Source organism: Rothia nasimurium (assembly GCF_928391935.1).
Taxonomy (GTDB): Bacteria; Actinomycetota; Actinomycetes; order Actinomycetales; family Micrococcaceae; genus Rothia; species Rothia nasimurium_D.
In genome coordinates, this window is sequence record NZ_CAKMTD010000001.1 from 1 (window position 1) to 26,935 (window position 26,935).

Annotated in this window: 25 protein-coding genes; 5 read left to right on the top strand and 20 right to left on the bottom strand. The window is 57.5% G+C overall.

Going from position 1 to position 26,935, the window contains the following annotated elements:
- Positions 1 to 304 precede the first annotated feature (304 nt).
- The 5 genes from L7A15_RS00005 to L7A15_RS00025 form a co-directional block, all read right to left on the bottom strand.
- Positions 305 to 706: a cytochrome c oxidase subunit 4 gene (locus L7A15_RS00005; protein WP_237189154.1), complete on the bottom strand. Its 402-nt coding sequence runs from the start codon at positions 704 to 706 to the stop codon at positions 305 to 307.
- A gap of 2 nt (positions 707 to 708) precedes the next feature.
- Positions 709 to 2,418 (bottom strand): cytochrome c oxidase subunit I, encoded by a 1,710-nt coding sequence (ctaD, locus tag L7A15_RS00010; RefSeq protein ID WP_237189153.1) that lies wholly within the window; start codon positions 2,416 to 2,418, stop codon positions 709 to 711.
- A gap of 10 nt (positions 2,419 to 2,428) precedes the next feature.
- Positions 2,429 to 3,304: a cytochrome c oxidase subunit II gene (coxB, locus tag L7A15_RS00015; RefSeq protein WP_423816699.1), complete on the bottom strand. Its 876-nt coding sequence runs from the start codon at positions 3,302 to 3,304 to the stop codon at positions 2,429 to 2,431.
- 229 nt (positions 3,305 to 3,533) lie between these two features.
- The gene (locus L7A15_RS00020) at positions 3,534 to 3,887 is read right to left on the bottom strand and encodes a HesB/IscA family protein (protein ID WP_237189152.1); all 354 of its coding nucleotides are present in this window, start codon (positions 3,885 to 3,887) and stop codon (positions 3,534 to 3,536) included.
- Between the two features lie 86 nt (positions 3,888 to 3,973).
- Positions 3,974 to 5,365: a M20/M25/M40 family metallo-hydrolase gene (locus L7A15_RS00025; RefSeq protein WP_237207818.1), complete on the bottom strand. Its 1,392-nt coding sequence runs from the start codon at positions 5,363 to 5,365 to the stop codon at positions 3,974 to 3,976.
- On the opposite strand from L7A15_RS00025, the gene L7A15_RS00030 reads away from it, so the two are divergent.
- The gene (locus L7A15_RS00030; RefSeq protein ID WP_237191691.1) at positions 5,356 to 6,036 is read left to right on the top strand and encodes a DUF3043 domain-containing protein; all 681 of its coding nucleotides are present in this window, start codon (positions 5,356 to 5,358) and stop codon (positions 6,034 to 6,036) included. The two genes, L7A15_RS00025 and L7A15_RS00030, sit on opposite strands and share 10 nt — an antisense overlap.
- Before the next feature lie 59 nt (positions 6,037 to 6,095).
- Here the strand turns inward: L7A15_RS00030 and L7A15_RS00035 are convergent, their stop codons facing one another.
- From L7A15_RS00035 to hrcA, 12 genes are all read right to left on the bottom strand, one after another.
- Positions 6,096 to 7,175 (bottom strand): quinone-dependent dihydroorotate dehydrogenase, encoded by a 1,080-nt coding sequence (locus tag L7A15_RS00035; RefSeq protein WP_237207819.1) that lies wholly within the window; start codon positions 7,173 to 7,175, stop codon positions 6,096 to 6,098.
- Positions 7,176 to 7,214: 39 nt separating this feature from the next.
- A complete protein-coding gene (locus tag L7A15_RS00040) occupies positions 7,215 to 7,994 on the bottom strand; it encodes an isoprenyl transferase (protein WP_237207820.1) in 780 nt (259 codons plus the stop codon).
- A complete protein-coding gene (recO, locus tag L7A15_RS00045; protein WP_237207821.1) occupies positions 7,991 to 8,770 on the bottom strand; it encodes a DNA repair protein RecO in 780 nt (259 codons plus the stop codon). Before recO ends, L7A15_RS00040 begins: the two co-directional genes overlap by 4 nt.
- Before the next feature lie 86 nt (positions 8,771 to 8,856).
- Positions 8,857 to 10,602 (bottom strand): 2-isopropylmalate synthase, encoded by a 1,746-nt coding sequence (gene leuA / locus L7A15_RS00050; RefSeq protein ID WP_237201239.1) that lies wholly within the window; start codon positions 10,600 to 10,602, stop codon positions 8,857 to 8,859.
- Between the two features lie 232 nt (positions 10,603 to 10,834).
- The gene (locus L7A15_RS00055; protein ID WP_237207822.1) at positions 10,835 to 12,325 is read right to left on the bottom strand and encodes an LCP family protein; all 1,491 of its coding nucleotides are present in this window, start codon (positions 12,323 to 12,325) and stop codon (positions 10,835 to 10,837) included.
- A gap of 67 nt (positions 12,326 to 12,392) precedes the next feature.
- On the bottom strand, positions 12,393 to 13,475 hold the full coding sequence (locus L7A15_RS00060; RefSeq protein ID WP_237201241.1) for a GTPase Era: 1,083 nt from the start codon (positions 13,473 to 13,475) through the stop codon (positions 12,393 to 12,395).
- Between the two features lie 202 nt (positions 13,476 to 13,677).
- Positions 13,678 to 14,961 (bottom strand): hemolysin family protein, encoded by a 1,284-nt coding sequence (locus L7A15_RS00065; RefSeq protein ID WP_237207823.1) that lies wholly within the window; start codon positions 14,959 to 14,961, stop codon positions 13,678 to 13,680.
- 3 nt (positions 14,962 to 14,964) lie between these two features.
- Positions 14,965 to 15,471, bottom strand: a complete 507-nt coding sequence (gene ybeY, locus L7A15_RS00070; protein ID WP_237207824.1) for an rRNA maturation RNase YbeY — start codon at positions 15,469 to 15,471, stop codon at positions 14,965 to 14,967.
- Positions 15,472 to 15,473: 2 nt separating this feature from the next.
- Positions 15,474 to 16,568 carry a PhoH family protein gene (locus L7A15_RS00075; protein ID WP_237207825.1) on the bottom strand — a complete coding sequence of 365 codons (1,095 nt, stop codon included), beginning with the start codon at positions 16,566 to 16,568 and terminating at the stop codon, positions 15,474 to 15,476.
- A gap of 197 nt (positions 16,569 to 16,765) precedes the next feature.
- On the bottom strand, positions 16,766 to 17,527 hold the full coding sequence (locus L7A15_RS00080) for a 16S rRNA (uracil(1498)-N(3))-methyltransferase (RefSeq protein ID WP_237189556.1): 762 nt from the start codon (positions 17,525 to 17,527) through the stop codon (positions 16,766 to 16,768).
- 23 nt (positions 17,528 to 17,550) lie between these two features.
- The gene (gene dnaJ / locus L7A15_RS00085) at positions 17,551 to 18,681 is read right to left on the bottom strand and encodes a molecular chaperone DnaJ (protein WP_237207826.1); all 1,131 of its coding nucleotides are present in this window, start codon (positions 18,679 to 18,681) and stop codon (positions 17,551 to 17,553) included.
- Positions 18,682 to 18,734: 53 nt separating this feature from the next.
- On the bottom strand, positions 18,735 to 19,727 hold the full coding sequence (gene hrcA / locus L7A15_RS00090) for a heat-inducible transcriptional repressor HrcA (RefSeq protein ID WP_237189558.1): 993 nt from the start codon (positions 19,725 to 19,727) through the stop codon (positions 18,735 to 18,737).
- Positions 19,728 to 19,894: 167 nt separating this feature from the next.
- Between hrcA and L7A15_RS00095 the strand changes: the two genes are divergently transcribed.
- Positions 19,895 to 20,761, top strand: a complete 867-nt coding sequence (locus tag L7A15_RS00095) for a DUF3097 family protein (protein ID WP_237212231.1) — start codon at positions 19,895 to 19,897, stop codon at positions 20,759 to 20,761.
- A gap of 149 nt (positions 20,762 to 20,910) precedes the next feature.
- Positions 20,911 to 21,327, top strand: coding sequence for a DUF4870 domain-containing protein (locus L7A15_RS00100; RefSeq protein WP_237189560.1), 417 nt, complete (start codon positions 20,911 to 20,913; stop codon positions 21,325 to 21,327).
- 67 nt (positions 21,328 to 21,394) lie between these two features.
- On the opposite strand, the gene hemW is transcribed toward L7A15_RS00100, so the two are convergent.
- Together hemW and lepA are read right to left on the bottom strand one after the other, a co-directional pair.
- Positions 21,395 to 22,645 carry a radical SAM family heme chaperone HemW gene (gene hemW, locus L7A15_RS00105; protein ID WP_237189561.1) on the bottom strand — a complete coding sequence of 417 codons (1,251 nt, stop codon included), beginning with the start codon at positions 22,643 to 22,645 and terminating at the stop codon, positions 21,395 to 21,397.
- Positions 22,645 to 24,501, bottom strand: a complete 1,857-nt coding sequence (lepA, locus tag L7A15_RS00110) for a translation elongation factor 4 (protein WP_237189562.1) — start codon at positions 24,499 to 24,501, stop codon at positions 22,645 to 22,647. Before lepA ends, hemW begins: the two co-directional genes overlap by 1 nt.
- A gap of 155 nt (positions 24,502 to 24,656) precedes the next feature.
- Here lepA and L7A15_RS00115 point away from each other — a divergent pair, with 155 nt between their 5' ends.
- Together L7A15_RS00115 and rpsT are read left to right on the top strand one after the other, a co-directional pair.
- On the top strand, positions 24,657 to 25,355 hold the full coding sequence (locus L7A15_RS00115) for a type II toxin-antitoxin system PemK/MazF family toxin (protein WP_237189563.1): 699 nt from the start codon (positions 24,657 to 24,659) through the stop codon (positions 25,353 to 25,355).
- Between the two features lie 183 nt (positions 25,356 to 25,538).
- Positions 25,539 to 25,802 carry a 30S ribosomal protein S20 gene (rpsT, locus tag L7A15_RS00120; RefSeq protein ID WP_185172890.1) on the top strand — a complete coding sequence of 88 codons (264 nt, stop codon included), beginning with the start codon at positions 25,539 to 25,541 and terminating at the stop codon, positions 25,800 to 25,802.
- Positions 25,803 to 25,892: 90 nt separating this feature from the next.
- On the opposite strand, the gene holA is transcribed toward rpsT, so the two are convergent.
- Positions 25,893 to 26,906, bottom strand: coding sequence for a DNA polymerase III subunit delta (holA, locus tag L7A15_RS00125; RefSeq protein ID WP_237189564.1), 1,014 nt, complete (start codon positions 26,904 to 26,906; stop codon positions 25,893 to 25,895).
- Between the last annotated feature and the right edge of the window lie 29 nt (positions 26,907 to 26,935).

A 26,935-nucleotide genomic window follows, 5' to 3' on the forward strand; every position in this document is an offset into this window, starting at 1 on the left:
GCCGTCCTGTGCCGTCCTGTGCCGTCCTGTGCCGTCCTGTGCCGTCCTGTGCCGTCCTGTGCCGTCCTGTGCCGTCCTGTGCCGTCCTGTGCCGTCCTGTGCCGTCCTGTGCCGTCCTGTGCCGTCCTGTGCCGTCCAGCGCTTCTCTCCCCCACCCCCCCCACAACCAGTCGAGGACGGCAGCCTGCCTCCTCGCTACCGCAGCTATCCACTCCCAAAAGTCAGTAATACAAAAAACTCCGGGCCACTGCTTCTTCAGCAATGGCCCGGAGCCTTATGTCACCCTTGGGTGATTCACTAGGTTTTAGTGGGCGTGATCCCCACGGTTGTATTCGTATACCCAACCCAGCACTGCTGCTGCAGCGAAGGGGATAGCAACCAGAACGATCCACCAGTCAATGGCAAGACCGACAACAACGATGGTGCATGCAACACCGATGAAGAGGGGCCACCAGGACCAGGGTGAGTAGAAACCGTAGTCGCCTGCTGCATCTGCGATTTCACCCTCAAGGTTTTCATAGGGCATATCGGGGTGCTTCTTATCTGTGAACTTCAAGAAGTAGTACAGGAAGAGGCACATAACTGCGGTAGCCAGGATTGCGGGGAAACCAGCCCACTCTTCAAAGTGAGTCATCAGGCCGTAAACAATCCCAACGGGAATCAGGAAGACTCCGATCAGGCCGAAGATGTTAGCAAGTAGTTTCATGCTTAGGCCTCCTTGCGGTTTGCTGCCTGACGAGCTGCCACAGCGATATCCAGGTTGGTGGACAGTTCGGGGTGGTGCAGGTCCAGGGCAGGACGCTCTGAACGGATACGGGGCAGGGCAGTGAAGTTGTGACGCGGGGGCGGGCAGGAGGTAGCCCATTCGAGGGAGCCACCGAAGCCCCAGGGGTCATCAACCTCAACGGTCTTGCCGTGGCGGGCAGTGATCCACAGGTTCCAGAACCAGGGAATCATGGAAACTGCCAACAGCATTGAGCCGAAGGTTGAGAGCTGATTCATCCAGGTGAAGCCATCCTCTGCCATGTAGTCAGCGTAGCGACGGGGCATACCATCGACACCGAGCCAGTGCTGGACCAGGAAGGTCATGTGGAAGCCGATGAAGAGAATCCAGAAGTGGATCTTGCCCAGACGCTCGTTCAGCATCTTGCCGGTGAACTTGGGCCACCAGAAGTAGAGAGCTGCGAACATACCGAAGACCAGAGTACCGAAAATGACGTAGTGGAAGTGGGCCACAACGAAGTAGGAATCTGACAGGTGGAAGTCCAGCGGCGGGGTTGCCAGGATAATACCGGTGATACCACCGAAGAGGAAGGTAATCAGGAAGCCGAATACCCACAGCATGGGGGTTTCAAAGGTGATGGAACCCTGCCACATGGTGCCGATCCAGTTGAAGAACTTCACACCGGTCGGGATACCAATCAGCATGGTCATGAAGGAGAAGAAGGGAAGCATGACCGCGCCGGTGACGTACATGTGGTGGGCCCACACGGTAACTGACAGAGCCGCAATCGAAATCGTTGCAAAAATCAGACCCTTGTAACCGAAGATGGGCTTACGGGAGAAAACGGGAATGATTTCAGAAACGATACCGAAGAAGGGCAGAGCCAGAACGTAAACCTCGGGGTGGCCGAAGAACCAGAAGAGGTGCTGCCAGAGGATGGCGCCACCGTTTTCAGGGTCAAAGATGTGGCCACCCAGGCGGCGGTCCATACCCAGAGCGAAGAGAGCTGATGCCAGCGGGGGGAAGATCATGATGATCAAGATCGCGGTGATCAGGGTGGTCCAGGTGAAGACGGACATACGCCACATGGTCATACCGGGGGCACGCATGCAGAGGATGGTGGTCAGGAAGTTGACGCCACCCATGATGGTGCCGAAGCCCTGAAGGGCAAGACCGAAGATCCAGAGATCGCCACCAACGCTGGGGCTGTAGGTGGTGCTATTCAGCGGTGCATAAGCGAACCAGCCGAAGGAAGCAGCACCCTGGGGGGTGATGAAGCCTGCGATTGCAACCAGGGATCCGAAAAGGAAGAACCAGAATGCAAGGGAGTTCAGGCGGGGGAAGGCAACGTCGGGGGCACCGATCTGGAGGGGTACGAGGACGTTAGCGAAACCGGTAAACAGAGGAGTACCGAACATCAGCAGCATCAAGGTGCCGTGCATGGTAAACAGCTGGTTGAACTGTTCCTTGGTTTCGAGGAACTGCATACCGGGGCTAAAGAGCTCGAGGCGCATAAGCAGAGCCATGACACCGGCGAAGCAGAAGAAAATAAACGCTGCAATCAGGTACATGTACCCGATTGTCTTGTGGTCGGTGGAGGTCAGCCAATTGACGATGATACGTCCCTTGGACTTAGGAACCACCCGCGGAACAACAGAATTGGTTGTTTCCGCTGTGTACTCAAGAGTAGTCACGGTCTACCTCTTACTGGTTGGTGTTCATGTTGGGGTTACGGTTGTACTCATCACCCAGGCGACCTTCCTGGCCTGCGTCGCGCAGTGACTGGATGTAAGCGTCATAGTCCTCCTGGCTGACAACTTCAACGTTGAACAGCATTTCGGAGTGGTACTCACCGCAAAGTTCAGCACACTTGCCGGCGTACATGCCGGGCTCAGAGCCGGTAGTGAAGTGCATGGTGTTGGTCATACCGGGAACGGTATCCCGCTTCTCAAGGAAGGCAGGGACCCAGAAGGAGTGGATGACGTCACGAGACTTCAGTTCCAGGGTGACAGTGGAGTCGGTGGGGAGGTAGAGGGTGGGAAGAGTCTCTTCGACGCCCTCGCGGCCTTCCTTATCGAGACGAGCCTGGACACCAGCGAAGTAGACGTTTTCGTCCAGGTAGTTGAAGTCCCAGGCCCACTGCTTGCCGTATACCTCGATGGTTACATCTGACTGGCCGTTCTCACCCTTAGGTGCAGTGATCTCTCGTTCTGCACGGTCTGAGAAGGTAAAGAAGCTGACAATCAGGATGATGGGGATTGCAGTGTAAAAAATTTCAAGGGGCAGGTGGTAATTGACCTGGCGGGGGTAGCCGGTTTCGTACTTGCGGCGACGGTAGGCGATGATGCACCACAGCATAAGACCCCAGGTGACCAGACCAACTGCCAATGCAGCGATCCAGGTACCAATCCAGAGGTCCATGATTGTATTTGCGTTATCGGTTACACCACGCTTTGTGGGCAGCCAGCCCACCGATGCCTGTTCTGAACAACCGGTCAATAGCAACGCAGAGACTGCGGTGACAGAGGCTGCTGCCTTGCCCTTTAGTCCCATGCTGCTGGTTCGATGCTGCGAACTCACAGACGGCCCTTCCTGTAGCGATGTGCGTGTCACCTGGTGCCGTGTGTGGACAGCATTAACCCAGGTGTTAAATCTTTCAATACGAGCTTACCCTCATTTGGGCTACTCCGCTGACAATCTGTCATCGAATTGACGTGTCATTACACAAGTATTTCATTTCTTCTTCCAAAACGAGAAGGGTGGGGTCAGCATGTGCTGATCCCACCCTTCTGGTGCTTGTTGATTGAGATTAGTGGAAGGAGTCTCCACAAGCGCATGATCCCTGAGCATTGGGGTTGTCGATGGAGAAACCCTGCTTGGAGATGGTGTCCTCGAAGTCGATGGTAGAGCCATCAAGGTAGGGGACGCTCATGCGGTCTACGATTACCTCGACGCCGTCAAAGTCGCGGACGGCGTCCCCGTCCAGGACACGCTCGTCGAAGTAGAGCTGGTAAATCAGGCCTGAGCAGCCACCGGGCTGGACGGCGATGCGCAGGCGCAGATCGGTGCGGCCCTCTTGTTCCAGGAGGGTGCGAACCTTGTTTGCTGCTACATCGGTGAGTTGGACGCCGTGGGTGGGCAGCTCTTCGCGGGTTTCAGTCATGTCTTTTCCCTTTCAGGTTGAGTATTGACTCCATCTTACGCTTGTTCGGTAGTGTGGTGCGACTTGTTCACCGTCACCTTAAAGCCCTAGGCGGTGTGGGCGGCAGCTAGCATGAGTGCCTCGGCGAGGATGGCTCGTTTGAAATCGGGGATGTAGAGGGACTCATTGGCGCTGTGGGCCCTGGTATCGGGATCCTCGATGCCAGTGATGAGGATGTGGGCGTCCGGGTAGACCTCGGTGAGGTTGGCGATGAATGGAATAGAACCTCCCATGCCGGTGGTTACGGGCTCCACTCCCCAGGCTTCTTCTAGGGCGGCAAGGGCCAGTTGGGCTCCTGAGCCAGAGAGGTCAGCTTGGTAGGGTTGGCCTGAGTCTACTGCCGTATAGGTGACTTCTGCCCCCATGGTGTTGTGCTGGGCCAGATGTTGTGCCAGGGCCTCATGTGCCTTCGCTGGGTCCTGCCCAGGTGCTAGTCGGACGCTGATTCGCGCCTTGGAGCGGGCGGCAATGGTGTTGGAGGATTCTGCAACCGAGGTGATATCCATGCCAATGACTGAAATTGCAGGCTGGGCCCAGAGACGCGAGGAGATAGATCCGCTACCTGCCAGCTTCATGCCGGGCAGGATTCCTGAATCAGCCCGGAAATCAGCTTCAGGGTATTCAACGTCAGGTGTAGGTGCAGATACCAATCCTTCAACTGTAACCGTACCTTCAGAGTTATGGAGGGTTGAGAGCAACCGGACGAGGACGGTGGGTGCGTCCATGAGGGGGCCACCGAACATACCTGAGTGGACGGAATGGCTACTGACCCTAACCTCAATATCTCCACTGGCTACCCCACGCAGGCCTGCGGTGAGGGCAGGTACCCCTGCCTTCCAGTTAGCCGAGTCTGCAACCACAATGTAGTCGCCGGCCAGCTTGTCGCGGTAGGTATGGAGGAAGGACTCAAAGCTGGGGGAACCTGCTTCCTCCTCCCCCTCAATAAAGAGGGTGACACCAACCTTGAAGTCGTCCCCTAGAACCTCTTGGACGGCCGAAAAGGCAGCGAGGTGGGCCACGATACCGGCCTTGTCGTCGGCTGCCCCTCGTCCGAACAGGCGATCGCCCTTGAGGGTGGCTTGGAAGGGTTCAGTCTCCCACAGGGAGAGGTCACCAGCAGGCTGGACGTCGTGGTGGGCGTAGAGCAGGAAGGTGGGGTAGCCTTCTGCGGCTTTCTTCTGGGCAACAACAGCAGGCATTCCTCGTTTGCCGTCGCCGTATTCTGCCGTCAAAATCTCAGCAGTCTCAAACCCTGCCTCAAGGGCTAGGTTCCTGACCAACTCGGCGCTCCGGTCTACCTGGGTCAAGTCAAAGGATTCCCAAGCCACTGATGGAATAGCGACGAGGTCAGTTAGGGTTTTTAGGTTTGCCTCGAAGCGTTCATCGATAAATTGGGCGAGGCTATCTTTTGCGTCAAAATTAAAACGTGATGTGGTCATACATCTCAGAATACGCCGTGACTTCTGTTCTATCCAGGTTCGCGGTTATCCTTAACACTGTGTTTGGACGAAATAAGAAATCAGTTGAGACTGAGGCGGCTTCAACTACCGTAGCTGCTGAATCAGTTGTAGAAACCCAGAACCATAAGGGGCACGGCTACACCGCCCCCAAGGGGCGCCCCACCCCCTCACGCAAGGAGCGGGAGGCTGCCCGTCGCACTCCCCTAGTTCCTGCAGACCGTAAGGCTGCTAAGGAGGCCCAGCGGGAGGCTGATCGGGAGTTCCGGGCTAAGCAGCAGATGGCCCTGCAGACCGGCGACGAACGCTACCTCCCTGTCAACGACCGGGGCCCCCAGCGTCGTTACATCCGTGACTATGTTGACGCCCGCTTTAATGTCGGTGACTTTATGCTGATTATCCTGCTGGCCATCTTTATTGTCGGCCTCTTTACCCGGGCTTTCCAGCAGTACACCGTCTTGGCTATGTGGGCCTTTATCCTGCTCTGGGTGATTGACTACTTCATCCTCTGGCGGGGCCTGAAGAAGAAGCTGACCGAGAAGTTCGGTTCTATTGAACCCCGTTCTGGTTTCTATGCCTTTAACCGGTCTATGATGATCCGTCGTTTCCGCCTGCCTAAGCCTCAGGTTAAGCGCGGCGAATACCCCCAGTAAGCTCCTTTTCCGCTTGTATCAGGGTGGGGCCAACAGAGGTTGGCCCCACCCTCAATGTTTTAACGGATCAGCTGCTTGAGCTTGCGGTTGATGTGGGCTGCCCAGAAGGGGCCCTCATAGATAAAGGCTGAGTAGCCCTGGACGAGGTCGGCCCCGGCTTCTAGACGTTCGAGCACGTCTTCTGCCGTGGTTACCCCACCTACAGAAATCAGAGCAAGACGACCCTCGATGATGGAGGAGAGGAGACGGAGCACTTCAAGGGAGCGGTCCTTGAGGGGGGCGCCGGAGAGCCCCCCGGCTCCGATACTTTCTACCTTGTCCTGGGAGCTGGTGAGGCCCAGCCCCTGGCGGGCAATGGTGGTGTTAGTGGCAATAATTCCGTCCAGTCCGAGGTCGAGGGCCATATGTGCAAGGTCGCGGATGTCCTCGTCGGCCAGGTCAGGGGCGATTTTGACGACCAGGGGTACCCGCCTGTCGGTCACTACCCTATCGGCTTCTTCGCGGACGGCTGTGAGCAGCGGACGGAGTGTTTCAATGGCCTGGAGGTCGCGGAGGCCGGGGGTGTTGGGGGAACTGACGTTGACGACGAGGTAGTCGGCCTGGGGGGCTAGGACCCGGGTGGAAATAAGGTAATCTTCAACTGCATGTTCAAGGTCTACGACCTTGGTTTTGCCGATATTAACACCGATAATAGGCCGAATCTTACCCTTATATTCAGCTTCAAGGTCTGCCCGGGCTGCCGCTACACGCGGCCCCACCGCGGCCGCCCCGTCGTTGTTGAAGCCCATCCGGTTGATGATGGCCTTGTCGTCTACCAGGCGGAAGAGACGGGGCTGGGGGTTGCCCGGCTGGGCCTGGCCTGTGACCGTCCCAATCTCAACATGCCCAAAACCGAGGTTGCCGAGGGCAGAAATGGCTGTGCCCCCCTTATCGAAACCGGCTGCAATCCCAAAGGGTGAGGGGAACTCCAACCCCATGACCTGCCGGGCTAGAGAGGGGTCAGGGGCAAAGAACTTCTGCCCCAGCCGGGTGAACCCGCTCGCACGCATGGCCTTGACCCCCCACATACCCAGGTGGTGGGCTTTTTCTGCGTCCATAGGTTTGAAAAAGAGATTGAAGAGGGTGGGATAGATTCTCATGGGTTGCACTTTCCGTGGGTTGATAGCGGGCAGGGAAAACTAGGGTTGGGCTACCTTATCGACGGCTCCACCGTACCTGCGATCACGGCGAGCATACTGCTCCACGGCCTCCCACAGAACGGTGCGATCAACGTCCGGCCACAAGACGTTCATAAAGACCATCTCAGCGTAGGCGCTTTGCCAGAGCAGGAAATTTGAGAAACGCTGCTCCCCCGAGGTTCGCAAGAAGAGATCAACATCGGGGAGGTCAGGTTCGTCCAGGTATTTCTGGAATAGCTTTTCAGTCACCTGCTTGGGCTTCAACCTGCCGGCTGCGACGTCCTCGGCAATCAGGGCCGCAGCATCAGCGATTTCGGCCCGACCCCCGTAGTTCACGCACATGGTCAAGGTACACAGGGTATTGCCCCGGGTCTCTTCCTCGCACCGTTCCAGCAGGTTAATGACTGACTTCCACAGTTTGGGCCGGCGGCCAGCCCAGCGGATACGAACCCCCCAGCTCTTGAGAGTTTCCAGCTGGCGTTCTAGAACTTCAGACGAAAAACGCATGAGGAAGGCTACCTCATCAGGGCTGCGGCGCCAGTTTTCCGTCGAAAAAGCGTAGGCAGAGACGTAGGGAATACCCATCTCTATAGCCCCGGCGACGACGTCCAGGAGGGCGGCCTCCCCCGCCCGGTGCCCCTCGTTGCGAGGCAGGCCCCTCTCATTTGCCCAGCGGCCGTTACCGTCCATCACCACTGCAACATGCTGGGGGATGAACTTAGCAGGGATAGCAGGGGCGGTGACACCACTGGGGTGGGGGTAGGGTTTGACCGGTTTCATACGGTAAGGGGTTCCTTTTCAAGGGTCGTCAGGGTCTTGAGGCGGCGTTCTAGCTGCCACTGTACATAGTCAATAATAAGGTGGGTTACCCGGACAGTTTTGGCAGAGGAGGGTTGCTGATCTATGTCAGGCCACCTGCCAGCAGCAAGATCAGCCAGGTAGGGAATAAAGTCCGGCTCGCAGGGGCCCAGGCCCCCGAACCGTCCCGTCCTGGCACAGGGACCACACATTACCCCGACCTCGGGGCTGAAATACTGGAGATCTCTAGTTTCACCACAGGAGCCGCAGGCGGTGATGGCCATACTCCACCCCGCCAGGTGCATAGCCCTCAGTAGGTAGGAATCAAGGACGCGGTAGGGGTGGTGGGTGCCCCGGGCCAGGGAAGAGAGGGCCCCGGCCAGCAAGGAAAACTGTTCCCGGGTGCGCTCCTGCTCATGGTTAAGAATCTGCTCAGCGGTTTCAGCAAGCACAGCGGCAATGGTGTATCTGGTGTAATCCCCCAGTATCGGTGCCAGATAGGCCCTCCGGGTGACCACCTGGTTGATGGTTGCAAGCTTCTGCCCCATTCTCGCAGAGACATCCACCAGCATAAAGGGCTCAAGCCTAGCCCCAATTTTTGAACTACTCTTTCGAACCCCCTTGGCCACAGCATGAACTATACCCAGGCTCGGCGTACACAGAATAATGATTCGATCGTGCTCCCCCAAATCCTGGGTTCTTAAGACAAGAGCGCTATCACGGAAGGACTTGTCCGTCGATAGCGCAGCAGGTGTCATAAGATATCGTGCCCTTGGGTCTTGAGTAACTCGTGTGGGTAAGCCCCGCAGGCTCCCAGTACGGGGCCTGCGAGGCTTATCAGGTGTTAGGCCTTCACCGAATCCCGCAGGGCTCGGTTGACGGCAGAAATCATTGCCTTGAGGGAGGCACGGGTCGTTGAACTATCGATGCCGATACCCCACAGAACCCGACTACCTACCGCTGCCTCAATGTAGGAGGCAGCCTGGGCATTTGCGGCCGAAGCCAGGGTGTGCTCCGAGTAGTCCAGGACGCGCACGTCCACGCCCTCCTGGGCCAGAATAGCCTGCAGGGCCTCAATGGGGCCGCTACCCTGGGCAACCCGGTTATAGGTGTGCCCATCAATATTGAGGCCTACCCGCATGGTAGTAGCGCCGTGCTCCTCAGAATCAATCGACAGGGACTCAATTCGGTACTTACCCCAACGGTTATCAGAAGAAGCAGAGGGCAGGTACTCGTCGGCAAAGATATCCCACAGGGCCTTGCTCTCGACCTCGCCGCCCTCGGCGTCCGTGCGGGCCTGAACAATGGCAGAGAACTCCTGCTGGGCCCGCTTGGGCAGATCCAGGCCAAAGTCCTTCTTGAGCAGGTAGGCAACGCCACCCTTACCTGACTGTGAATTCACACGAATCACAGCCTCGTAGGAGCGGCCCAGATCCTTGGGGTCAATCGGCAGGTAGGGAACAGCCCACACCAGCTCGTCCACGGTCTTACCCTGCTCAGCAGCGTCCTTTTCCATGCGCTCGAAGCCCTTCTTGATGGCGTCCTGGTGGGAGCCAGAGAAAGCAGTGAAGACCAGGTCTCCACCGTAGGGGGAACGCTCGTGGACGGGTAGCTGGTTGCAGTACTCAACCGTCCGACGGATCTCGTCGATGTTAGAAAAATCGATTTCGGGGTCGATGCCCTGGGTGTAGAGGTTCAGGCCCAGGGTCACCAGGTCGACGTTGCCGGTGCGCTCGCCATTACCAAAGAGGCAACCCTCAATGCGGTCTGCCCCGGCCAGGTAACCCAGCTCGGCTGCCGCAACTCCGGTACCGCGATCATTGTGCGGGTGCAGGGAGAGGACGACGTGTTCCCGGTTGGTCAGGTGACGGCTCATCCACTCCACGGAATCGGCGTAGACGTTGGGGGTGGCCATCTCGACGGTGGCGGGCAGGTTGATAATAACCTCTTTACCTTCGCCGATACCCAGTTCGTCGGTGACAGCATTGCAGACCCTTACCGCATACTCCAGCTCAGTGCCGGTGAAAGACTCTGGCGAGTACTCGTAGGTGATCTTGGTGTCGCCGGTCATCTGCTCTTCGTACTTCTTGCAGAGGCGGGCGCCGGTGAGGGCGATATCCAAAATGCCGTCCTGGTCCTGGTTGAAGACTACGCGGCGCTGGAGAACAGAGGTGGAGTTGTAGAAGTGGACGATGGCCCGAGGTGCCCCGTCAATGGCTTCAAAGGTCTTCTGAATCAGGTGCTCGCGGCACTGGACCAAGACCTGAATGGTGACGTCGTGAGGGATGTGGCCGTCTTCAATGAGGGTGCGAACAAAGTTAAAGTCAGTGGCAGAAGCTGAGGGGAAACCAACCTCAATCTCCTTGTACCCCATCTTGACCAGCAGTTTGAACATGGCCAGCTTACGTTCGGTATCCATGGGGTCAATGAGGGCCTGGTTGCCGTCACGCAAATCAACAGCACACCAGCGGGGGGCCTTAGTCATGGTCTTATCAGGCCAGGTGCGGTCCGGCAGGGAAACCTGAATCTGCTGCTCAAAGGGCAGATACTTGTGGAAGGGCATGGGTGAGGGCTTCTGATAATTTTTCATTGTTTTACCTTCGATACAAAAAGTGCATTTATCCAGCCGGGCAACACTAACCCGTAAGAGAGTTACACCCGGCAGGCTCCCTTACGGCAGATAAGTAGTTCTAGTGTCATCTCACTCATATCTTCAAAGTATCACGCTTACCCCGGCTCAGTGGTAAGAAAGCACGATAAGTCCATCATCTGAATGTATAGAGTGGCTGGGGTCACCGAAATGAGGTGACCCCAGCCTTGGTTTAGTAGCTGAAGAAAGCCTGTTGACAGGTTTCCTGGGCTGCTGTCTGGCCGCTTGCCCCACCAGTGATAGCGGTGTCGTTCTGGCTTTGAACAGTGTCAGATTCTGCCAGGTCTGAGCCGATCAGCAGTGAGATTCCGAATACCTGATCGGAAGGAATCAGCTGTTTGATTCCGAAGATATCTGCGATTGCCTGGGCCTCTGCTTCATAACCGTAGGGGTAGTACAGAAGGGATTCAGTGTATACAGTGCCCCCTTCTTCTGCAGTTACCTGAATGAACCCAGCCTGTTCAAGGACTTGCACCAGGTCGCTGGCCCGGCCATCGACTCCGCTGCCGTTGCTAAGAAGAACAGGCAGGCTGTATTCCAGGTGGGGTTCTTCGGTAGCAACCTCAGTTTCAGGTCCTGTAGCCTCTGCTTCCCCGCTGGGAGCTGGGGCTGGTTCCTCAACCAGGGACTGGTCGTTTTGCAGTTTCTCGAAGAAGGCATCAGCTTCGGCAGATAGTTGAAGCTTGTTAGCGTCGTAGATATAGGGCTCATGAGGGACGGTGGCAAAAACGACCTTACCCAGATCGGCTTGCGCAAAAACAGTGCCCAGACTGACCAAGTTGCTGAGCTTAGTCAGTTCCTTATCAATCGTTGCGTTCTGAGTGACTGCCTCAGCAATACTGTAAAGCTTAGCTGGGTTACTCAAAGTTCCTTCGGCTTTAACTTTGCGAAGCAAGGACGCAAGGAAGCTCTGCTGGGCCTGGATACGGGCGGTGTCGCTGCCGTCGCCAAAACCATGTCGAGAACGGAGGAAAGCTAGGGCCTGTTCACCTTCGACAGATGAAACACCTGCTGGGAGTTTCAGGCCGCTGTAGGGATCATCAATTTCCTGGTTAACACAGACCTGAACCCCACCTACTGCACTGGAGAGGGCCTTGACTGCATTGAAGTCAACCAGCATGAAGTGATCTACCGCAACACCGGTGATATTACTGATTGTGGACACGGTACACCCGGGCCCGCCGCGCCCGAGGGACTCATTAATTTGGGTGTCAGCCGAAGCGGGAAAGACCTCACCAGTTTCAGGATCTTTACAGCGAGGAATATCCACGATCAAGTCACGGGGAAAAGAGATGACGTTGATGTTAGATCTATCTTCACTGACCTGGACCAGCATCATCACATCGGACCGAGCACCAGCTGCCACGTCCTCAGCTGTGCCGTAGCTGCTGTTTGACCCCTGGCGGGTATCAGAACCAATGACCAGGATATCCAGGGGGCCATTAGCAAGGTCGGCTGAGAGCTCCCCAATATTCAGTTCAGCTGTCTGTACATTCGATCGGAGGCGGAGCAGGGCGAAGCCACCTAGGGCTATGGCAATCCCGAGTACAGCAATACAGGAAAGGGCAACCCATTTGAGAATGCGTGATTGAACGGGGCTATTTCGCAGGTGTTTTCCCTGAGGACGCAGGTGTTCTGGTGCGTCCTTGTATTGATCTGCCATCTCTGCAGTGTCTCCGAAATCTTAGGGGTGGATCCGGGCTGTCGAAATCCTGGGCTACGCCTGGTCGCTAGAAACCAAGTTTCCCAAGCGCCCTGGGATCCCTCTGCCAGTCTTTAGCTACTTTAACATGAATAGATAGGTAAACCTTAGTTCCCAGGAGGGCTTCGATGTTCTTCCGAGCTACTTGGCCAATTTCTTTCAGGCGGGCCCCGCGCTTGCCGATGATAATGCCCTTTTGGGAGTCACGCTCCACGAAAAGGTTGACGTGGATATCAAGCAGGGGGTTATCCTCGCTCCGGCCCTCCCTGAGTTCCATTTCCTCGACCGTCACGGCAACGGAGTGGGGAAGCTCGTCCTGGACTCCTTCCAGGGCTGCTTCGCGTACTAGCTCGGCGACGAGGGTGGCTTCGGGTTCGTCGGTCAGCTCACCGGTTGGGTAGAGCGGGGGCGAATCAGGCAGGTAGGAGGCTAAGAGCTTGGCGACCTCTTCTACCTGGTAGTCTTTCACGGCAGAGACGGGGATAATATCTGCCCAACCACCACGGCCGTCGTTCACGGGCGCTTGAGGGGAATTGTCCTTACCACGCTGGGCTGCAGGTCCACTCCCCTTCCTGAAGGGCAGGTCCTCACCAGCCTTTTTACGCTCCTGCCTCTCCCGACGCTGCTTACGGGCAGCCCGCTCGGCACTCATGATCTCATCACCAAGAACTGACACAGCAATCAGCTGTTCTGCCAACTGCTCATGGGACACCTTATCGGCTTTTGTCACAATAGCAACGATCGGCTTATTGCCTGAAGCAGCAAGCTGCTGGGCAATGTAGCGGTCACCCGGACCAATTTTTTCATCTGCAGGAATACAGAAACCAATGACATCAACCTCAGAGAGGGTTTGTGCCACCATATCGTTGAGTCGCTCCCCCAACAGGGTACGCGGACGGTGAAGGCCGGGGGTATCAACTAATACCAGCTGGAAATCGTCGCGATGGACAATACCACGAATGGTATGACGGGTAGTTTGCGGCCGATTCGAGGTGATAGCTACCTTCTGACCCACCAAAGCATTCGTCAGTGTGGATTTGCCAGCATTCGGCCGGCCAACAAGTACAGCAAAACCGGCGGTGTAGTTATCTGGGAAGGACGCAAATTCCACGCAACACTCCAGGGATCATAGGCAATATTTCGTTACGTTTACTCTACAGGGTAACACTGGAGCTCCCTATACTTGACGTGCCACCAGGGCTGTTCCGGGAGGTAACTCTCACTCAAGCCCACTCAGAAACTTCGTTGAATCAGGGACAGATAAAGAGCAAGCCCCCAAACCCTATCAGGTTCAGGGGCAAAGGACTCGGTGTTTAGTCCTGCTCTGAAAGTAGGGTGTCGGTACTAGACCTGGGCTCGGCCCACACCTGGAGGGTGCCGATCTTGTTCCGACGTCCACGGGATCCAATTGCCTTGATATGGATACCCTCTACCTCTACCTCACTACCGATGATGGGAACCCGACCCAGATGTTTGGCGAGCAGACCGCCTACCGTATCCACCTCGTCGTCCTCAAGCTCCCGGCCAAACAGCTCCCCGAGCTCCCAAATACCTAGGCGGGAGCTAATCTTGAAGGTGCCGTCCTCCTGCATAGAAATCTCAGGTTTTTCCTGGTCAAACTCATCAGAAATATCGCCAACCAGCTCCTCAATGAGGTCCTCAAGAGTGACCAGGCCAGCTGTGCCACCATATTCGTCAACCACGATGGCAACGTGGGTTGATTCCCGCTGCATTTCCTTGAGCAAATCCATGACCCGTTTCGACTCGGGCTCAAACCTGGCAGGACGCAACAACTGGGCGATGGTCGCTCCCCCGGGCTCAGCCCTCAAGGCCGCCATAGCGTCCTTCAGGTAGAGGAAGCCGCGCACGTCGTCAAAGGAATCCCCCAGCACCGGAACACGAGAATAACCAGACCGCAAAAAGAGGGAGACGGCGTCATCGACCGATTCATCGATATCCACGGTGACCATATCGGCCCGGGGCACCATGATGGAGCGGATCCTCGTTTCATCCAGCTCAAAAATGGACTGGACCATCTCGGCCTCGTCGTCCTCAATAGCCTCAGAGGAGCTCGCCCGATCCACAAACTCCAGGATCTCATCTTCCGTAAAAATGCCGGTCACCTGAACAGAGTCGCGGGGACTGAACTTGCGGGACAGGGAGGTCAGCACTGAGGAGAATGGACGAGTCAAAACACCCAAGCCGTAGACCAAACCAGCCATCCGGGAAAAGACCTGGACATGCCGGGTACGGCCCAGGAGCCTAGGGGCCACCCCAAAGAACACAAACACCAGCACCGTCATCACCACAAGAGTGGTCAAGACAGACAACCAGGTACGGTTAAAAATCCCCTGGATCACCAGGTAGAAGCAGACAATGGCAGAAACCTCAGCCAAGACCCGCCAGATACGCAAAGACCTAAAGTATGGCTCCGGATCAGACAAAACATCCCGGATCCCCCGCGACCCAGCCTCCTCAGCCAACCGCTGGGCCTCAGACCGAGGCAGGTAGGTATAGGAGGACTCCGTCGCCGTAAGCAAATAACCCAACAGGACTAACAGGAGAACGGCCAGCCCAAGCAAAACAGAAGTCAGCATGAACTAGTGCCTCGTCTCAACAGGAGCAGGGCGGCCCAAGAAGTCCTCCAAGATGGTGCGCTGGATCCCAAACATCTCAGCCTCCTCCTCGGCAGTAGCATGATCATAGCCCAGGCAATGCAAAATACCGTGGGTAGTCAGTAGACAGAGCTCATCTAAGGTGGAATGTCCCGCCTCAGCCCCTTGACGGGCCGCTACCGGAGGACACAGCACAATATCACCCAGGACGCCAACAGCCAACTCCTCATCCGTACCGGGAGTCAGCTCGTCCATCGGGAAACTCATCACATCCGTCGGACCGGGCAGGTCCATCCAGTCACGATGAATACGCTCCATCTCCTCCTCACCCACAACCGCAATCGACAGCTCAGTCTCAGGCGAAACTTTCATATGGGCAAAAGCATGGGCCACCAGCTTTTCAAGAACCTCAGTATCGACAGCCTCGAAAGAAGCCCGTACAACATCAGAAGCAGCGTCGCTCAGCTCTTCAATCTCAAACTCAATATTCATGCCTAAGCTTCCTTCTCCAACTCAATACCCGACTTCTGCAAAAGCTTCTCAGCAGCAGCCTCTATCGTCTGCTTCTTCACCTTACGCTGGCGGCGGCGCTCCATGGCAGACTTATCTTCATCCCACCGGTCATAGGCAGACACAATATCTGACACCAGGGAATGACGCACCACATCCTCAGCCTGCAGGAGGGCAAAGTGGATGTCATCAATACCGTCAAGAATCTGCCGGATCTGCTTCAAACCCGACGCCTGACCACCCGGCAAATCAACCTGGGTCACGTCCCCGGTAATCACCATCTTGGACCCAAAACCCAGGCGGGTCAGGAACATCTTCATCTGCTCCACCGTGGTGTTCTGCGCCTCGTCCAAAATAATAAAAGCGTCATTCAGAGTACGGCCGCGCATATAGGCCAGCGGGGCAACCTCAATGGTGCCAGCCTCCATCAGGCGCGGAATCGTCTCTGGATCCATCATGTCGTGCAGGGCGTCATAGAGGGGACGCAGGTAGGGGTCAATCTTTTCATTGAGGGACCCCGGCAAAAAGCCCAGGCGCTCGCCAGCCTCAACAGCAGGGCGGGTCAGAATAATGCGGTTGACCTCCTTAGCCTGAAGGGCCTGAACAGCCTTAGCCATCGCCAGATAGGTTTTACCGGTACCAGCTGGCCCGATACCAAATACCACGGTGTTGGCATCGATGGCGTCCACATAGGACTTCTGATTTATGGTCTTGGGTCGAATATTCTTACCCCGGGAGCTCAGAATATTCTGGCTAATTGCGGTAGCCGGGTGGCTCAGGCTGGCAGTCATCATGGCGATAATCCGCTTGACCACCTCAGCGGTTACCTGGGTATCTTTCTCGACCAGAATCGTCATTTCGGCCAGGAGTCGGACGGTGGTAGCCACGGTTTCTGACGGGCCCGTCACCACGACGTCCAGGCCCTTGGGCCGGATCGAAAGACCAGGGAAGGCCTGCTCAATCAGGCCAATATGGCCGTCGTGGGGGCCTAGGACAGCCACCATTTCCTGGGTGGAAGCGAATGAAAAAGTACGGGCAACAGACAGGGGACGGCTGCTGGCAGAAGTTGCTGTTGTCATAGGTGCCCTCTCGGGCTTTCAGAGCTCCTTGAATCAGTGCGCTAGTGCATTCCTGCACTACTTTACCCCTAGCCCTGCACCTTTGGGGCAACTTTTGCGGTCAGTGATATTGCCGCCCAGTGAAGTTCAGGTAAGCAGAACCGGCCCCGTCCTACCGGGGGGGGCAGGACGGGGCCGGTAGAGCTAAGTGCCTGGTGTTACCACCGGCCCAGGGCACAGTTGAGGGCTGAGAGGGCAGCGGCCCCGGCTGTTGAGCTGCGGAGTACTTCTGGGCCCAAAAGGACGGTCTTGGCCCCAGCCTGGGTGAGCACATCTAATTCGCGGGGACTAATCCCGCCCTCTGGGCCTACGAGAACATAGACCTCCTGCACGGCCGGGGAAAGATGGACCTGCAGGGCCTCGGTGAGGCGGTAGTCAGCGTCCTCATGCAAGACCAGGAAGAGAGCAGTATCTCCCAGCTCTTCTGCCAACTCAGCGAGGTCAGCTGTTGAGTGCTGGTCATAGACCGGGGGTAGGACGGCCCGGCGGGACTGCTTGGCCGCAGCCCTCACCGTATTCTGCCACTTGGTACGAGCCTTGACGGCCCGCTCCATCTTCCAGCGCACAATCGAACGGTCAGCGGACCAGGGGACAATACCGTGGGCCCCCAGCTCCGTGGCCATTTCAATCGCCTGAATATCCCTGTCCCCCTTCGCCAGCGCCTGCACTAGGTAAAAGGACACCCCCTGTTGGTCCTGGGTGAGAGACAGAACAGTCAGCACCAGCCCATCCGGGGTAATCTCCTGCACCTGGGAGACAGCCCGGTTGCCCAGGCCGTCCACCAGGTCGATTCCCTCGGCCACCTCAGCCCGCTTGACCGTCCGGGCATGGTGCCCTTCCTCCCCCACTAGGCAAAAAGTTGAACCTACCTCAAGGGAACCCATTTCATCGGGTTCAATGTAGTAGACAGGGTTGCTCATGGGTCTCCCTCGGGGAATCTAGGTTAGTTGCTGAGATGGTCTTTCAGGCGGGAGAAGAAGCCCCCCTGCTTGTGGGTGACGGTTTCGCTGACCTTGAGGTCTTCCCCGCGTAGTTCAGAGAACTGCTTGAGGAGGGCCTTCTGCTCGTCCGTCAGGTGGGTTGGGGTGCGTACTTCAACCTGCACCCGCAGGTCGCCGCGCCCGCCTCCCCGTAGTCGGTTCACACCGAGATCTTTGAGGGTAATCACATCACCTGACTGGGTGCCAGTAGGGATCTGAATCTCCTGGGGGCCGTCAAAGGTTTCCAGGGTAATGGTGGTACCCAGGGCCGCAGCTGTCATGGGTACGCCAACGGTAGCTACCAGGTCGTCGCCGTCGCGGCTGAAAGTGGGGTCAGGGTTCACACGCAACTCAACGTAGAGGTCGCCGTTGGGGCCACCTGCGGTACCGGCTTCGCCCTGACCAGCCAGGCGGATCCGGGCGCCGTTGGTGACGCCAGCAGGGATCTTAATGGTTAGGGGCTTGCGCTCCCGCACCCGGCCCTCCCCGTAGCACTCAGCACAGGGGTGCTTAATGACGGTGCCAAACCCACGACAGGTGGGGCACTCAACCGGCTGCACAACGGTGCCCAGAATCGACTGAACCTGACGCTGCATGTAGCCCTGCCCCTGGCAGGTATCACAGGTTTCGGGGTGGGTACCCTCAGCGGTGCCCTCCCCCTGACACAGGTCGCAGGTCACCGCCGTATCAACGGTGATGGGCTTATTGGTGCCAAAGACCGCGTCCTTCAGGTCAATCTTGACGTTGATCAGGGCGTCCTGGCCCTGGCGCATCCGGCTCTGGGGGCCACGGGGGGAAGCATTGAAGAAGGTATCAAAGATATCCTGGAAGCCTCCGAATCCGCTGAAGCCTGCTCCAGCTCCCCCGAAGCCACCTGCGGTTCCGTTCTCGTTGCCTGTCTGGTCGTAGATTCGACGCTTTTCAGGGTCAGAGAGAACGTCATGAGCCAGGGAAACCCGCTTAAACTCTTCTGCGGCCTCTTCTGAAGGATTAATATCGGGGTGAAGCTGCCGGGCCTTTTTACGGTAGGCCTTTTTGATCTCTTCAGGGCTGGCGTCGCGTGAAACGCCGAGTGTTTCGTAGTGGCTACTCACCGGGTCTTTTTCCTTTGGTTGATCGTTGGGTGTTGTCTTTTACGGTTGAAAATCTAGTGGGAGTCCAGCATCTTGGACAGGTAGCGGGCTACAGCGTTGACCTTAGAGAGGGTGCTGGTGTAGTCCATGCGGGTCGGGCCGACCACCCCGAGGTGGGCGGTACCACCGGGCCCGTAGCTACGGGCCACAACAGCTGCTTCTGCTAGGGATTCTTCCCTATTTTCTGACCCGATACTGACGGCGAATCCTCGCTCGTCGTGGTCGAGGTCGGCAAGCAGCTTGAGAAGCACAACCTGCTCTTCCAGGGCGTCGAGGACAGGCGCTATGCTCCCCCGGAAATCCACGGTTGCCTGGGCCAGGTAGGCGGTCCCGGAGACGAGTACCTGTGAGGAGGTGCCCTCCTGGGCCAGGTGGCGGAGGGCCGCAAGTACCTCCAGGGTCAGGACGGGCGCCCCAGCCGGGGCTTCTGCCTTGGCCAGGGAGGCTAGAGGCTGGTTCGCGTAAAGTTCTAATAGAACCGGCCTCATATCAAGGAGGTGATCTGGTTGGTGCTGGACTGTCACTGAGCGTTGGGTGACCCTGCCCGTGCTCGTAATCAGCACCACCAGCACCGTCTGGGACGACAAAGACACCAGTTCAATATGGCGGACTGACTCAGAGGGCCCGGACGGATACTGAACCATGGCCACTTGCTGGGTCAGGGAGGAGAGTAGGCGGACGCTGGTCCTCATCATCTCGTCGACGCTGTCAGCGCTCTCAAGCAGGGTATGAATCGCCCGTTTCTCAGCGGCGGAGAGGGGTTGCAGGGCAGAAATCTGATCAACGAAAAGCCGGTAACCCTGGTCTGTGGGGACGCGGCCTGCACTAGCATGAGGGGCCCTAATCAGGCCCTGTTCTTCGAGGGCAGCCATGTCATTGCGAACGGTAGCACTGGAAACACCGAGCTGGTGCCGTTCCAGGAGGGTCTTTGAACCAACCGGTTCGCGGGTGTGCACATACTCCTCCACGATGGCCTGCAAGACCTGCAATCGTCGTGGGTGGTTCATGGCACCTCCTCTTCTTCCGTTAGAACTCGCGAGGCCCAACCCGGCCTCATCCTTTAGCACTGTAGAACCACGAGTGCTAAGTCACCCCTTAACTCTAATACCACTACTCTAGAATCAGAACTCGGTACGCTCTAGGCTAATGAGACGACGAAAGGACCTACCCACAGATGGATTATCGGGATACCTGGGCACAGGCAGACCTCTCACGCCACCATCGGACGGAACTCCCCCGCGTCGCGGTCAAACCCGGCTTGGTTTTAGAAGACCTCGCCACAGGCTATGTCGGTGCCGTCATCCAGCTGGGAAGCGTCAACGGCCAGCGCGTCGTCGGGCTAGAAGACCGCCACGGCCGGGTCAAACGATTCCCCCTCGGCCCCGGCTTCCTACTCGACGGGCGTCCTATCAACCTGGTAGAACCACCCCGGCCCACCCGTACCCCCGACCGACAGGTATCCCGCTCCGGCTCCATCGCTGTCGCAGACGCCCCCGCCCGCACCGCCCGGGCCAGCCGAATCTGGGTTGAGGGTATCCACGACGCAGAGCTCATCGAAAAAGTCTGGGGCCACGACCTCCGCGTGGAGGGGATCGTCGTCGAACCCCTCCACGGTATCGACGACCTAGCCACAGCCGTCGCCTCATTCAACCCGGCCCCCCACCGCAAACTAGGGATCCTCGTAGACCACCTCACCCCCGGCAGCAAGGAAGAACGCCTGGCCCAGCAGGCCATGACCGTACCCGGGGCAGCTCAAAACGTCCTCATTGTGGGCCACCCCTTCGTTGACATCTGGCAGGCTGTTAAACCCCAGGTCCTCGGGCTCGACGCCTGGCCGACAGTACCCCGCGGCGAAGACTGGAAAACCGGTATTCTGCGCCGGTTCGGACGCCCAGCAGACAGCCCCGAAGACGTCCGCGCCGGCTGGGACTCTATACTCACGAGGGTCAATACCTACACCGATCTTGAACCAACCCTCCTCGGCCCCGTCGAACATCTCATCGACTTCGTTACCCTCGACCCGTGTACCCCAGCCCACTAAACAAGACATGTGACCAACACTAAGTTCACAGAACATTTTTTGTCCCTCAGAACTAGTGTGTCTCACCCGCCCGAGCACTAGAATTGAACAGAGTAGCCGGCAGCTACACCATCACTCGTCTTTTACACAACTCGAAGAGAAAAAACCCTTTGAAGACCGCAACGTCACCCAAAACCAGCTCCTACCGAGGAACCCCAGCAACCGCCTCCCACCTCTCTGTCACCGCTGACCGCAACATCGCAACGGCAGCCCACTTCGGCGGCGTCCTAGGGTGCGCCCCCGCCGCAGTCATCTACTACCTCTACCGAGGCCGCGGCCCCTTCACCGAACAGGAATCCCGGGAGGCCCTAGACTTTACCCTGCTCCCCACCCTGGTCATCGTCCTGGCTATTCTGCTCAGCAACCTGCCCGCCGTCGGTGGCTTCTTCGGCCTGCTCGCAGCCCTCACCTGGACCTACCTGGCTGTCTCAGCCCTCATGGCTGGCTTCCAGGTCACCCGCGGTAACCCCTACCAGTACCGCTTCAACACCCGCCTCTTCAGCACTATTCTTGCCCGTCGTAAGTAGGCTCACACCCAAGGGACGAGAAGGGCCCGGCTACCAGCTGGTAGCCGGGCCCTTATATTTCTTTAGCCTAGTCATCGATATCTGGGAGGAGCTCCCGGGTGACAGCGTCGCCCAGGAGCCTGCCTTGGAGGGTGAGCTGGACGCGGCCGTCCCGGCGGGCCTCGGGTTCAATGAGACCCTGCCCCTCCAGCCAGTCTAGGGAGGAGGTTAACCGGTTTTCATCTGCCCCCTGGGCCAGGCGGGAAATATCCAGGCCGTCAATGACCCGCACCTGCAGCATAATGTCCTCAAACCTGCGGGTCTGCTCCCCTAATACCTCGCGGGCAGCGGCCGGGCTTTGACCAGCCCGCACCCGGTTGGCATAGGGTACAGGGTGCTTGAGGTTCCACCAGCGGGTACCATCCACATGAGAGTGGGCGCCGGGGCCAATCCCCCACCAGTCCTGATTACGCCAGTAGGCATAGTTATGGCGGGAACGAAACTCCGGTGACCTGGCGTAGTTGGACACCTCATACCAGTGGTAGCCGGCCTCCGTGAAAATCTGCTCAGCCAGCAGGTACATATCTGCCATCAGGTCCTCATCGGGCATGGCGTAGTCGCCCCGCCGGATCTGGGCAGCTAACTTGGTGCCCTCTTCAACGATGAGTGAGTAGGCAGAAATATGGTCGGGGGCGTAGGATACCGCCGCCCGTACCGACTGCTCCCACTGGGATAGGCTCTCCCCCGGCGACCCGTAAATAAGGTCAACCGACACCTGCAGCCCAACCTCTTTAGCCCAGGCAACCACCTTGGGAACATTGGCCGGAGTATGGGTGCGGTCAAGTACCTCAAGCACCTCTGGGACAACAGACTGCATACCGAAAGATACCCGGGTAAAGCCCCCGGCCTTTAGCGTCTCAAGATCCTCACGGGTTACTGAGTCTGGGTTAGCCTCGGTCGTTACCTCAGTACCCTCTTCTAGGCCAAACAGGTCAACCGCTTCGCGCAGAATCTTCACCAGGTCAGCAGCGGGTAACTTCGTAGGGGTCCCGCCCCCAAAAAAGACCGAAAACAAGGCACGATCCGGAGCACCCGACTCCCGCAAAACCTGCCGGGCAAAACGCAACTCGGCGATGGCGTCCTCAGCATAGGTGCCCAAACCCACCCCGTTGCCGAAGTCCTCCGTGGCATAGGTATTGAAATCGCAGTAACCGCAGCGCACTGAACAAAAAGGCACATGCACATACAGGGAAAAATCACGCTCCAACAGGCGGACGGCAGAATCGAGAGGGATTCTGCCGTCCAAGGGTGCCGGAGCGCCTAAAGGCTGGGCAGGCATTACTTCTTAGACTTGTCCTTGCCTTCTTCACCGGAAGACAGGGCAGCAATGAAGGCTTCCTGGGGAACCTCAACACGGCCCACCATCTTCATACGCTTCTTACCTTCCTTCTGCTTCTCCAGCAGCTTACGCTTACGCGAAATATCGCCACCGTAGCACTTAGACAGAACGTCCTTACGCATAGCGCGGATATTCTCACGGGCAATAATGCGGGAGCCAATCGCAGCCTGAATCGGCACCTCGAACTGCTGACGAGGGATCAGCTCGCGCAGCTTACCGGTCATCATCACGCCGTAGGAGTAGGCCTTATCGCGGTGGGTAATGGCCGAGAAAGCGTCGACCTTCTCACCCTGCAACAGAATGTCGACCTTGACCAGATCGGCCTCTTCCTCACCGTCAAACTTCCAGTCCAGAGAAGCATAACCGCGGGTCTTGGACTTGAGCTGGTCGAAGAAGTCAAAGACAATTTCGGCCAGGGGCAGGCGGTAGCGCAGTTCAACACGATCCTGGGAGAGATAGTCCATGCCGCCCATGGTGCCACGGCGGGACTGACACAGCTCCATAATCGCACCCACAAACTCGTTCGGGGCAATGATGGTGCAGGCAACCATAGGCTCGCGAATGGTAGCGACCTTACCCTCGGGGAACTCGGAGGGGTTGGTGACTCGCTGGGCATTACCAGCTTCATCGACCACGTCATAAATAACGTTGGGGGCAGTAGAAATCAGGTCGAGGTTGAACTCGCGTTCCAGGCGCTCACGCACGATTTCAAGGTGGAGCAGGCCCAGGAAGCCACAGCGGAAACCAAAGCCCAGGGCCGCAGAAGTCTCGGGCTCATAAATCAGGGCGGCGTCGTTGAGCTGCAGCTTATCGAGGGCGTCACGCAGGGCCGGGTAGTCAGAGCCGTCAATCGGGAAGAGGCCCGAGAAAACCATGGGCTTGGGATCCTCATAGCCACCCAGCTCTTTTGCGGCAGGCTTGTGGGCACCGGTAACGGTATCACCCACGCGGGACAGGCGGACGTCCTTCACCCCGGTAATCAGGTAGCCCACCTCGCCCACGCCCAGGCCGTCCGTCGGCTTGGGCTCAGGGGAAATCACGCCAATCTCAAGCAGCTCATGCTCAGCACCGGTAGACATCATCTTAATCTTCTGGCGGGGCTCCAACTTGCCATCCACCACACGAACATAGGTGACCACACCACGGTAGGAGTCATAGACAGAGTCAAAAATCATGGCGCGAGCAGGGGCATCAGCCTGGCCCTCGGGTGCGGGCAGCAGTTCAACGATACGGTCAAGCAGCTCGGGTACACCCTCACCGGTCTTACCCGAAACTCGCAGAACGTCCTCGGGCTCAACGCCAATCAGGTTAGCCAGTTCCTCGGCGTACTTATCGGGCTGGGCTGCCGGAAGGTCAATCTTATTAAGCACCGGAATAATGGTCAGGTCATTTTCCATAGCCAGGTAGAGGTTAGCCAGGGTCTGAGCCTCAATGCCCTGAGCCGCGTCAACCAGCAGTAGGGCACCCTCACACGCAGCCAGAGAACGGGACACCTCATAGGTAAAGTCAACGTGGCCGGGGGTATCAATCATATTGAGGGCATAGTTAACCCCATCAACCTCCCAGGGCATACGCACAGCCTGAGACTTAATGGTGATACCGCGCTCACGCTCAATATCCATGCGATCCAGGTACTGGGCCTTCATCTCGCGCGGAGTAACTACCCCGGTAGCCTGCAACATGCGGTCTGCCAGGGTTGATTTGCCGTGGTCGATATGGGCAATTATGCAGAAATTGCGGATGACAGAAGGGTCAGTAGCCGACGGCTTGGGCGGGTTGGTCGCCAAGGGTGACACGTGTGTAAGGTCCTTTCACGACTGGCTCAAGCTCTCAACGAGCCCTACAAGTCTCTGACGATAGAAATCAGTTAACCAGTTTCTCATACTTCCCCGGTGCGTGTCTGCCCGCGCGCCGGGTCAAACCGTTTATTGTAGTGACCATGAAGATCAATATGCGTACAGTGACCCAGATTCTTAACCTGGGCGAGAGAATTTTCCGCGAATGGAATAAGTACCAGAAGCAAAAGGAACGCGACCAGCGAGCTGCCGGCCAGGCCTCCCATCGCACAGAACAAAAAACCCGAGGCAGCCGCACCACCCAGGACGGCAATTTCGGCACCTTCGGCAGGTCCTCCCAACCGACCTCGACCCCCCAGGGCGGCAGCCGTCCTACCCCTCCCTCCAACCCCTACGCCACCGGCTACCCGGCAGGCTTCCCCGGTTCCCAGACCGGTCAGGCCACCAGCGGAAGCTGGGAACAAGGGGGCTACCCCGGCGACTACTTCGGCTCCGTCGACTTCAGCTACTCCCCCTCCCTCGACGGCGACGCCGACCCCGGCGAAGTCGTCTGGGCCTGGGTACCCTTTGAAGAGGACTACAGCCAGGGCAAGGACCGGCCTGTACTTGTCATCGGCCGTGCCGGTGGCTATCTCCTGGGGCTCATGCTCACCAGCAAGGATCACTCCAACTCCCGCACAGCTGACCCCAACTACCTGGATATCGGCACCGGCGTCTGGGACAAGGAAGGGCGGGACTCAGAGGTCAAACTCAACCGGGTTATCCAACTCAGCCCCACCGGAATCCGCCGAGAAGGCGCCATTATGGAACGGGCAACCTTCGACTACATCGCCGAAGCCTACCGCCAACGCTAGGAAAATTGTTGCTTATATCTCTGCCCTAAGTCAGAGCTGAGCTGATAAAGTTAACCCTTGTGTGTCCGATGGTCATCGGGCACTGCTGATCCGGTTGCCATAGGCATCCCCACGCCGCTCAGTCGATGACCGGTCAGCGCAGCCCTCACCGACCAATTAGACAAAAACAGAAAGTTTTTAATCGTGGCTAACATCAAGTCCCAGAAGAAGCGCATCCTCACCAACGAGAAGGCTCGCCTGCGTAACAACGCAATCAAGTCAGATCTCAAGACCTCCATCCGTAAGGTCAACGAGGCAGTTGAAGCTCAGAACGTTGAAGCAGCAACTGAAGCTCTTCGTGTTGCGAACCGCAAGCTGGACAAGGCTGTTTCTAAGGGTGTTCTGCACAAGAAGAACGCAGCTAACAAGAAGTCCGGTCTGACCGTTCTCGTCAACAAGCTTTCCTAAGTTCTATATTCCGGCCCCTCTAGCCGGCGTCTAAGAGCGAAGTGACGCAAGGCCCCTCCTTTCTGTGAAGAATGGAGGGGCCTTGTGCTTTTAGTGGCTTCTGGAGGCCTGCGCTATAGACAGGACAGCCCGTTCAAGGGGATAGAGGGGGTCAAGGTTCTCTCCCTTGAGTTGGGCATCTGTATCAGCCAGTAGCCCTAACAGGTGGGCAAGGTCTTCTGGGGAGTAGCGCCTGGAATCCCGCTGGGCTGCCTCAACCTGCCAGGGGGCCATCTTGAGCTCTCCGGCCAGCTGGTTGGAGTTGCCCCGCGTGCCATGGACCTTCGCGATATTCCGAATTTTGAGGGCCAAGGCCCCCAGCAGAGGGATGGGGTCGCTCCCTGTATCCAGGGCCTGCCTCAGAAGTTTGATGGCCTCCCTGGCGTTACCTGCTACCGCGGCGTCTGACACCTTAAAGGCGGTGACCTCGGTCCGTCCTCCAAAGAAACGGTCAATGGTTTCCGGGGTTATCTCCCCCGACTCGTCCTCAGCCAACTGGCGGATAGCTGCAGCCAGTTCGGCCACGTCGCTACTAGCTGCAGAAAGGGCTGAAGCGGCCGACGGCTGCACAGTTCTACCTGCAGCCCTGAATTCGTGGATCACGAAATCAAGGCGATCACGCTCGTTTTTGAGAGCCTTACATTCAACGAGGGGGTATTGTTTTGACGCTTTGACGGCGTCGATCAGTTTCTTCCCTCGTGCACCACCGGTGTGGTGCAAGATGACGAGGGTAGAATCATGGGGGGAATCCAGATACTGCAGGGCGTCCTTGAGGAAGGCCTCGTTCATCGAGGCTACGTTTTCCACCTCAATGATTTTAGGCTCATCGAAAAGGGAGGGGCTGGCCATTACCTCAAGTTGCCCAGCACGATAGTCTTTTGCGTTGAGAGTTGATAGTTCAAAGGAACCAACTGCTTCTTGAAAGAGGTGACGTAGCCGGGTCTTTGCTCTCTGGGCAAAATACTCTTCAGGTCCGTGGAGCAGGATAAGGGGGGCCAGCTGTACCGTACGCCAGGCTGAACTGGAGGACGAGTTTGCTGTATTACGAGGTGAACGGGCTGCCATGGTACTCCTTCTTCGAGTTACCATCTTGT

Bases quoted from the DNA above. Each gene is read 5' to 3' on its own strand.
- L7A15_RS00005 (WP_237189154.1), bottom strand. From the start codon at position 706: ATGAAACTACTTGCTAACATCTTCGGCCTGATCGGAGTCTTCCTGATT.
- L7A15_RS00020 (WP_237189152.1), bottom strand. From the start codon at position 3,887: ATGACTGAAACCCGCGAAGAGCTGCCCACCCACGGCGTCCAACTCACC.
- L7A15_RS00030 (WP_237191691.1), top strand. From the start codon at position 5,356: ATGTGGTCATACATCTCAGAATACGCCGTGACTTCTGTTCTATCCAGG.
- L7A15_RS00025 (WP_237207818.1), bottom strand. From the start codon at position 5,365: ATGACCACATCACGTTTTAATTTTGACGCAAAAGATAGCCTCGCCCAA.
- L7A15_RS00035 (WP_237207819.1), bottom strand. From the start codon at position 7,175: ATGAGAATCTATCCCACCCTCTTCAATCTCTTTTTCAAACCTATGGAC.
- L7A15_RS00040 (WP_237207820.1), bottom strand. From the start codon at position 7,994: ATGAAACCGGTCAAACCCTACCCCCACCCCAGTGGTGTCACCGCCCCT.
- recO (WP_237207821.1), bottom strand. From the start codon at position 8,770: ATGACACCTGCTGCGCTATCGACGGACAAGTCCTTCCGTGATAGCGCT.
- leuA (WP_237201239.1), bottom strand. From the start codon at position 10,602: ATGAAAAATTATCAGAAGCCCTCACCCATGCCCTTCCACAAGTATCTG.
- L7A15_RS00055 (WP_237207822.1), bottom strand. From the start codon at position 12,325: ATGGCAGATCAATACAAGGACGCACCAGAACACCTGCGTCCTCAGGGA.
- L7A15_RS00065 (WP_237207823.1), bottom strand. From the start codon at position 14,961: ATGCTGACTTCTGTTTTGCTTGGGCTGGCCGTTCTCCTGTTAGTCCTG.
- ybeY (WP_237207824.1), bottom strand. From the start codon at position 15,471: ATGAATATTGAGTTTGAGATTGAAGAGCTGAGCGACGCTGCTTCTGAT.
- L7A15_RS00075 (WP_237207825.1), bottom strand. From the start codon at position 16,568: ATGACAACAGCAACTTCTGCCAGCAGCCGTCCCCTGTCTGTTGCCCGT.
- L7A15_RS00080 (WP_237189556.1), bottom strand. From the start codon at position 17,527: ATGAGCAACCCTGTCTACTACATTGAACCCGATGAAATGGGTTCCCTT.
- hrcA (WP_237189558.1), bottom strand. From the start codon at position 19,727: ATGAACCACCCACGACGATTGCAGGTCTTGCAGGCCATCGTGGAGGAG.
- L7A15_RS00095 (WP_237212231.1), top strand. From the start codon at position 19,895: ATGGATTATCGGGATACCTGGGCACAGGCAGACCTCTCACGCCACCAT.
- hemW (WP_237189561.1), bottom strand. From the start codon at position 22,645: ATGCCTGCCCAGCCTTTAGGCGCTCCGGCACCCTTGGACGGCAGAATC.
- L7A15_RS00115 (WP_237189563.1), top strand. From the start codon at position 24,657: ATGCGTACAGTGACCCAGATTCTTAACCTGGGCGAGAGAATTTTCCGC.
- holA (WP_237189564.1), bottom strand. From the start codon at position 26,906: ATGGCAGCCCGTTCACCTCGTAATACAGCAAACTCGTCCTCCAGTTCA.